Source organism: Frankia umida, assembly GCF_023242945.1.
Classification (GTDB): Bacteria; Actinomycetota; Actinomycetes; order Frankiales; family Frankiaceae; genus Frankia; species Frankia umida.
Genome location: NZ_JALKFT010000001.1, coordinates 246458 through 252822, shown reverse-complemented (window position 1 = coordinate 252822; position 6365 = coordinate 246458). Strand labels below are relative to the sequence as shown.

Sequence of the window (6365 nt, the reverse complement as noted above, 5' to 3'; positions counted from 1 at the left end):
TTCACGGATTGGATGCCCGTCGGTGAAAGCAAACTGATATCCGTGAGCTGCAACACGTTCGGCTTGTGTCACGAAGTAAACAATATGATCTGGGTTCTCGGTTCTTCCTGTAACTCCACCTCTGGTGTAGGCGAGCAGCATTGGCGAACGAGGGCCGAAGTAGAAAGGGACATACTCGTCAAGGTTTCCGCCTGGACCGGCTTCTACTAAAGCTTTAGCCCTCTGGGACTTAATATTCGGGTATGCGATCGATCGGGTGGTAAGCTAATTTAGCATGCATTCCCGGTCGCAAATCAACGCGCCGGACTGGATGATTCGGGCAAAATTACCCGCGTGGGTGAAGTGATAAATCCACGTAACCATTGCACCAAGTAGCCCATCGCAGTATCCGGCTGGCAGACCAGCAGAGATTACCGCGGCGGGCAGGAAAGCGCGGCCTTTTGTGTCGGGTCGGATCGGAACAGTGCGCTCGGTGTGGGAGTAGGTACTGACTGTCAACGCTCTTTGGTTGGAGGGGATCATGGTGAGTAGCGACCGTATGCCCCGCTTGTGGTCCACCGTAGCCTCGTTTATCCGCCCCGATCAGGCCCGGAGCTAGCTGTGCGCATACTCCGACTATGGCGTCGAAAGCGGCCCGGTGGGGAATCGCGCTACCTCGGCACTGATGGAGGGACGGCTGGAGTCGGCCTGCGGCTGGATCACGCCAGTTGCGCGCAGGCGAGGATCGGGCCATCTGCAAGCCACGCGACGGGGCCGTGAGGAGACAATCGGGGCAGCATCCGTCGGAATAGGCGAGGTCGGGCTACCTGAACATCAACTTTCCAAGCTTGCAACAAGGGTCAGATTCCCGCCTGCGGTGACTCCGTGTATCGACTTCGTCGTGTAGGTCCGTTCAGAGTGGGTGGCGGCCCTACCGTGCGGCTCGACCCGTCCCGCGACAGCGAACGGCAGGGGCGGAGAGGGAAGAACCGGAGTCCGGAAGGGGAGGTGGGTGCGCTGGGTGGGCGGGAGGAAACGGGGATGGCGGGGCTTGGGGTGCGGGTGCCGTCGCCGGTGGAGCGGTTGGTCGATTCGCGGCTGTCGGGGTACGGGGTCGAGGTGTTCCTGAAGCGGGACGACCTGATTCACCCGGAGCTGCCGGGAAACAAGTGGCGCAAGCTCGGTCCGAACCTTCGCGCGGTGCTCGATCAGGGGCACGAGACGATCGTGACGTTCGGCGGGGCGTATTCGAATCACATCCGGGCGGTCGCGGCGGCCGGGCGGGCACTTGGGATCGCCACGGTCGGGCTGATCCGGGGCGAGGAGCACCTGCCGCTCAACCCGTCACTCACGGCGGCCCGGCGGGACGGTATGGAACTGCACTATGTGGACCGCGGCGTCTATCGGCAGCGGGCGTCGGCGGAGTTTCTTGGCAGCCTGCCCGCGCGGTTCGGCCGCTTCTACCTGATACCCGAGGGCGGCTCGAACGACCTGGGGGTGCGGGGCTGCGTCCAGATCGCGGCGGAGATCGGCACGTCCTACGATGTCGTGGTCTGTCCGTGCGGCACTGGCGGTACCCTGGCCGGTCTCAGCCATGGGCTGGCCTCTGTGGCTGGGACGCGCGCGGTGGGAATCGCCGCGCTGAAAGGGGCGGACTTCCTGCGGGATGAGGTCCGGCGCCTGCAGCACGCGGCGTTCGGCGGCGTCAGCGAGAACTGGTCGATCGAGCTCGGCTATCACGGTGGTGGATTCGCGAAGATGTCTCCTGAGCTGCTGGCCTTCGCCGCCGAGTTCGAGCGGCTGCACGGTCTCGCGGTGGAGCGGGTCTACGTCGCGAAAATGCTTGCCGCCGTCATGGACATGGTCCGAAATGGGCGCTTCGTGGGTGGACAGTCGGTTCTCGTTGTGGTGACCGGCTAGCCTTTCGCCGAGGCCAGCCGGGTGGGTGGGCGGGTGGGCGAATCGGGCGGTCTTCGGCTCGGTGAACCGGATGGGCGCGTCCAGGGTCGGCGGTGCCGGGCCGCGGTGCCGGTCCACCCAGTCGGAAGGTGTGGTTTCGCAGAGCGATCCAGCCGTTGTGCCGTCCACTATGAGATCGACGCGGTGAAATTTACAGGCAACGGAACGTGCGAATTTTGAATTTCATCATGCCCTTGGGTGATGGCTCGGTCATGGGTCGCGGGCCGATTCGGGGTGTCGATTGTGGTGTCAACTACGGTGGCCCCGAGCACGCCGGTCCGGGAGTTTCGCCGGACCGATCGTCAGTGCTCGTCCGAGACCATCGCAGAACACGAGCCCGCACGGGGGATGTGTGAGGACCACGGGCGCCGGTCATGACGGCGCGGAGGACGTCAGCGAGTGTGAGCTCTGCGCCGACAACGGAGTCGGCGCGGCGCGGGAGCGCGGCGTCCAGGATGACAGTGACGGCGCGGGCGGGCCGGCGGGCTTTCTGGTGGCCGGCGGGTTCGTGCTCGACTGCCTGATCAGTACCTCGGGGTTGCCGGTCTGGGGCGATGACCTGCGGGCCGACGCGATGCGTACGGTGCCCGGTGGCAAGGCGCTGAACCAGGCGATCACCTTCGCCCGGCTCGGCGGTCGGGTCGCGGCGGTCGGCTCGGTCGGCCGCGATCCCGTGGGTGAGGCCATCCGCTCGGTGCTGATCGCGGACGGGGTGGACGTGTCCGCGATGGCCGTCCACCAGGGTGCGCCGACACCGGTGTGCGTCGTGCACAGCCGGCCGGACGGGGAGAAGGCCGTGGTGTGGCGGGTACCGGACGAGCTGGCGCCGACCGCGAGGACCATCCACGAGGCGGCCCGCGGTCTCGGCGGTCGGGTCGGTGCGACGGTGGTGACCTTCGAGTTTCCCGCGGCCGCCGCGGAGCTTGTCGCCGCGGCGGCCGCGGTGGGGCGCTGGGTGGTCGTCCACCCGGCACCCGCGCTGCCGCCGGCGGCGGGAGCGGCGGTGGCGGGGGACCGGACCGCGCTGCTCGGCCGCGTGCCCTGGGATCTGGTGGACGTGCTGGTGCCGAACGAGGCCGAGGCTCGCGCGCTGCTGGTCGGGCATCCCGGCGCGGCTGGCCCCGCGCGCCTGCTCGCCGACGCGCTCGCCGACCACCTCGGCGTGCCGATCGTGTGTGTCACGCTGGGGGCGCGGGGCTGCGTGCTGCGCTCCAACGGACAGAGCTCCCCTCACCGCGCGTCGGCGAGGATCGTGGTGGATACGACCGCGGCCAGCGACGCGTTCACGGCGGTGTTCACCGCGCAGCTGGTGGCGGGCTGGTCGCCGCTGGACGCGGTGCACGCGGCGCAGCGGGCGGCGGTCCGCACGGTCGGCCGTCCAGGTGGCTATGAGGCCCTGCCCACCCACGCCGAACTGCTCCACCTCACCGACCCCGCCGGCCATACCGACCCCACCAGTCCTGGCGGGGCGAACCCGTCGAGCTCGGCGGTCGCGCGCATCCCGGTCGCTCGTCTGGCCGGTTCGGAGACGGCGCCCGTGCGTGCCGGCCGGCCGGTTCGATCCGCACGGTCCGTGGCATCGCGAGCACCGGTGTGACCCGGATTCGTAGCGCGCAAGTCCCGTCCTTCAGGGCTGGGTTAGCGCGTCGGGGCTGGTCGCCGTTGCCCTTCGATGTACTCGCGCAACAGTGCGATCGGGGCATCGCCAGCTGACACCGCGAGGTACGACGGGGACCAGAAATGCCCGCGTATCGATGCCTGGTTCACCTGGCTGGTGAACTCGGCACGCAGCATCCGTGCGGACACGCCCTTCAGCGAGTTCACGAGCGCGGACACGGTGACCTTCGGTGGGTACTCGACCAGCAGGTGCACGTGGTCGTCCTCGCCGTTGAACTCGACCAGGCGGGCGCCGAAGTCGTCGCACACGTCGCGCAGGGTCCGCTCGCAGGCGTCGAGCATCGCCGAGTCGAACACACCCCGCCGGTACTTCGTCACAAAGACCAAGTGAACATGAAGCCTGGAAACCACATGTCTACCTCGCCGGTAGTCGTCGGAGATGTTCATAGACCAAGTATGATGGGTGAGATGCCGATCGTGCGCTACCGCTACCGGGCCTACCCCGAGCCGGGGCAGGTTCAGGCGCTCGCACGGGCGTTCGGCTGCGCCCGGGTGGTGTTCAACGACGCGATCCGGCTGCGCGACGATGCGTTCAAGGCCGGCGAGAAGCTGTTCGACACCGACGTGCAGCGGCGTGTCGTCACGCTCGCGAAGCTCACTCCCGAACGGGAATGGCTCGCGGAGGTGTCGTCGGTTGTGCTCGTGCAGGCATGCAGGACGCGCGCCGCGCGTTCCGGAACTGGTTCGACTCGCTGTCCGGGAAGCGCAGGGGCCGGAAGGTGGGTCATCCCCGGTTCCGGTCGCGCAAGGACAACCGGCAGTCGATCCGGCTCACCCGCAACGGGTTCAGCGTCACCGCTCGGGGCGTGAGGGTCTCGAAGGTGGGCGATCTGCGGCTGGAATGGTCGCGGCCGTTGGCGTCGGTGCCGTCGTCGGCCACGGTGATCCGGGAGGCCGACGGCCGGTACTACGTGTCGTTCGTCGTCGACATCGCCGACGAGCCGTACCCGCCGTCACCTGGTGAGGTCGGGATCGATCTCGGCTTGGATCGGCTGGCGACCCTGTCCACCGGTGAGATCGTCGTCAATCCCCGCCACCTGCGATCGCGACAGCGTCACCTCGCCCGCGCCCAGCGGGCGCTGGCCCGTAAGCGGAAAGGCTCGGCGAACCGTCGGAAGGCGGTGCGCCGAGTGGCGGTGCTGCACCGGAAGGTGCGGGAAACTCGCCGGGATCATCATCACAAGCTGGCCGTTCGACTGGTCCGTGACAACCAGACGGTCCACGTCGAAGATCTCGCGGTGGCTGGGCTCGCCCGGACACGGCTGGCCCGGTCGGTGCACGACGCCGGATGGGCGTCTCTGGTCGGACTGATCGAGGAGAAAGCGGCCCGTCGAGGTCGCACGGTGGTGAAGGTCGGCCGGTTCTTCCCGTCCTCGCAGGTCTGCTCGGTCTGCGGGATGAAGGACGGGCCGAAGCCGCTCGCGGTGCGGACCTGGACGTGCCCGGCCTGCGACACCACACATGATCGTGATCTGAATGCGGCTCGGAACATCCTGTTCGAGGGCCGTCGGATCGTCGCCGCCGGGCGGGCGGAGACGGTAAACGCCTGTGGAGCCGAGGTAAGACCGGAACTCGTTCCGGCGGTTGGCATCGAAGCAGGAACCCCACGAGGTGCCGCGTGAACCCACGCGGCACGGTAGGGAATCCCCGTCCTTCAGGACGGGGAGGACGTCAAGCTAAGGTCGGGACATCATCCGTGCGGGTGGAACCGGTCAGGGTGGACGCGTCCGATTCCGGGAGGATCTTCCGGTTCGGCGGGACGAACCGGGGCTCGCGGGGAACAGAAGCAGGGAAGGCGGTGGCGCGAATGGCCTGGCAGTCGACACTGCGTGACCCGCGGGCAGCGCGGGCGGAGGCGATGGTGCTCGCTCGGTCGGCGGCACGATGGGTGTGGCTGCGGCGTGGCACCGATGTCACGGCCAGCATGGCCCGGTCGTCCTGCCTGGTCGTGGCGCCGCATCCGGATGACGAGACGTTGGGCTGCGCCGTCGCGGTGATCCGTAAGCGGGCCGTGGGCACACCGGTGACCGTCGTGATCGTCAGTGACGGGTCGAAGGCGGAGCCGGTGACACTGCCGCCGGAGGAGCTCATCGAGGTTCGGGAGACGGAGACCCGGCGGGCCTGCGCGGTGCTCGGGGTACCCGAGACCGACGTGTTGTTTTTGGGTTTCCCCGACTCGGAACTCGGTGGCGCGCTGGACGCGATCGCGCTGCGGCTGGCCGAGATCATCCGGGCCCGCCAGCCCGCGCAGGTGCTGATCCCGGCGTCCTGCGAGGGGCATCCCGATCACGACGCGACCCATGAGGCGGCCACCAGGGCCGTTGCCGCGGCGGGCTTCACCGGCCAGGTGCTGGAGTACACGGTGTGGCTGTGGACCCACTGGCCATGGACGCGCGGCTACGGCACGCGGGATCGTTCGGTGAACCGGCTGCTGGTGGAACCCGCCCGCCGGCTGCGGGAGGGCCGTCCACTGCTCGTCGACGCGCGCGGCCTGCGGACACGGCAGCGTCGGGCGCTCGCCGAGCACGTCACCCAGGTCGGAGATGGCTCCCCGGCCGGCAGCGGCCTCGCGGCGGGGGCGGCGGGGGCGGTCGAACCGGCGGCCGTGCCGGTGACCGGTCCGCTGCTCGCGACGTTGCGCAGCCGGCACGAGGTCTACGTCGAAGCCGGCGCGCTGCGCCACCTCGACTTCCCCCGGCCCTGGCGGGACGCCACGCCGAAATAGCGGCGGAGGGGGCCCCGAGGCTGGC

7 protein-coding genes are annotated in these 6365 nt (G+C 68.6%); 5 read left to right on the top strand and 2 right to left on the bottom strand.

The features are described from left to right. The coding region (locus MXD59_RS27175; RefSeq protein ID WP_372511865.1) for a DarT ssDNA thymidine ADP-ribosyltransferase family protein at nucleotides 1-249 on the bottom strand (249 nt) is incomplete at its 3' end. Between the two features lie 771 nt (nucleotides 250-1020). Here MXD59_RS27175 and MXD59_RS01000 point away from each other — a divergent pair. Together MXD59_RS01000 and MXD59_RS00995 are read left to right on the top strand one after the other, a co-directional pair. Beyond that, on the top strand, nucleotides 1021-1899 hold the full coding sequence (locus tag MXD59_RS01000; RefSeq protein WP_248823040.1) for a 1-aminocyclopropane-1-carboxylate deaminase/D-cysteine desulfhydrase: 879 nt from the start codon (nucleotides 1021-1023) through the stop codon (nucleotides 1897-1899). A 391-nt stretch (nucleotides 1900-2290) separates the two neighbouring features. After that, nucleotides 2291-3535 carry a carbohydrate kinase family protein gene (locus tag MXD59_RS00995; RefSeq protein ID WP_248823039.1) on the top strand — a complete coding sequence of 415 codons (1245 nt, stop codon included), beginning with the start codon at nucleotides 2291-2293 and terminating at the stop codon, nucleotides 3533-3535. A gap of 41 nt (nucleotides 3536-3576) precedes the next feature. On the opposite strand, the gene tnpA is transcribed toward MXD59_RS00995, so the two are convergent. Further along, complete coding sequence (gene tnpA / locus MXD59_RS00990; protein ID WP_248823038.1) at nucleotides 3577-4002, bottom strand: IS200/IS605 family transposase; 426 nt, start codon at nucleotides 4000-4002, stop codon at nucleotides 3577-3579. A 21-nt stretch (nucleotides 4003-4023) separates the two neighbouring features. Here tnpA and MXD59_RS00985 point away from each other — a divergent pair, with 21 nt between their 5' ends. From MXD59_RS00985 to MXD59_RS00975, 3 genes are all read left to right on the top strand, one after another. Continuing rightward, nucleotides 4024-4425, top strand: coding sequence for a helix-turn-helix domain-containing protein (locus MXD59_RS00985; RefSeq protein ID WP_248823037.1), 402 nt, complete (start codon nucleotides 4024-4026; stop codon nucleotides 4423-4425). Next, complete coding sequence (locus tag MXD59_RS00980) at nucleotides 4308-5237, top strand: RNA-guided endonuclease InsQ/TnpB family protein (RefSeq protein ID WP_248823226.1); 930 nt, start codon at nucleotides 4308-4310, stop codon at nucleotides 5235-5237. The genes MXD59_RS00985 and MXD59_RS00980 overlap by 118 nt, the downstream gene beginning before the upstream one ends. A gap of 185 nt (nucleotides 5238-5422) precedes the next feature. Then, the gene (locus tag MXD59_RS00975) at nucleotides 5423-6340 is read left to right on the top strand and encodes a PIG-L deacetylase family protein (protein ID WP_248823036.1); all 918 of its coding nucleotides are present in this window, start codon (nucleotides 5423-5425) and stop codon (nucleotides 6338-6340) included. Nucleotides 6341-6365 lie beyond the last annotated feature (25 nt).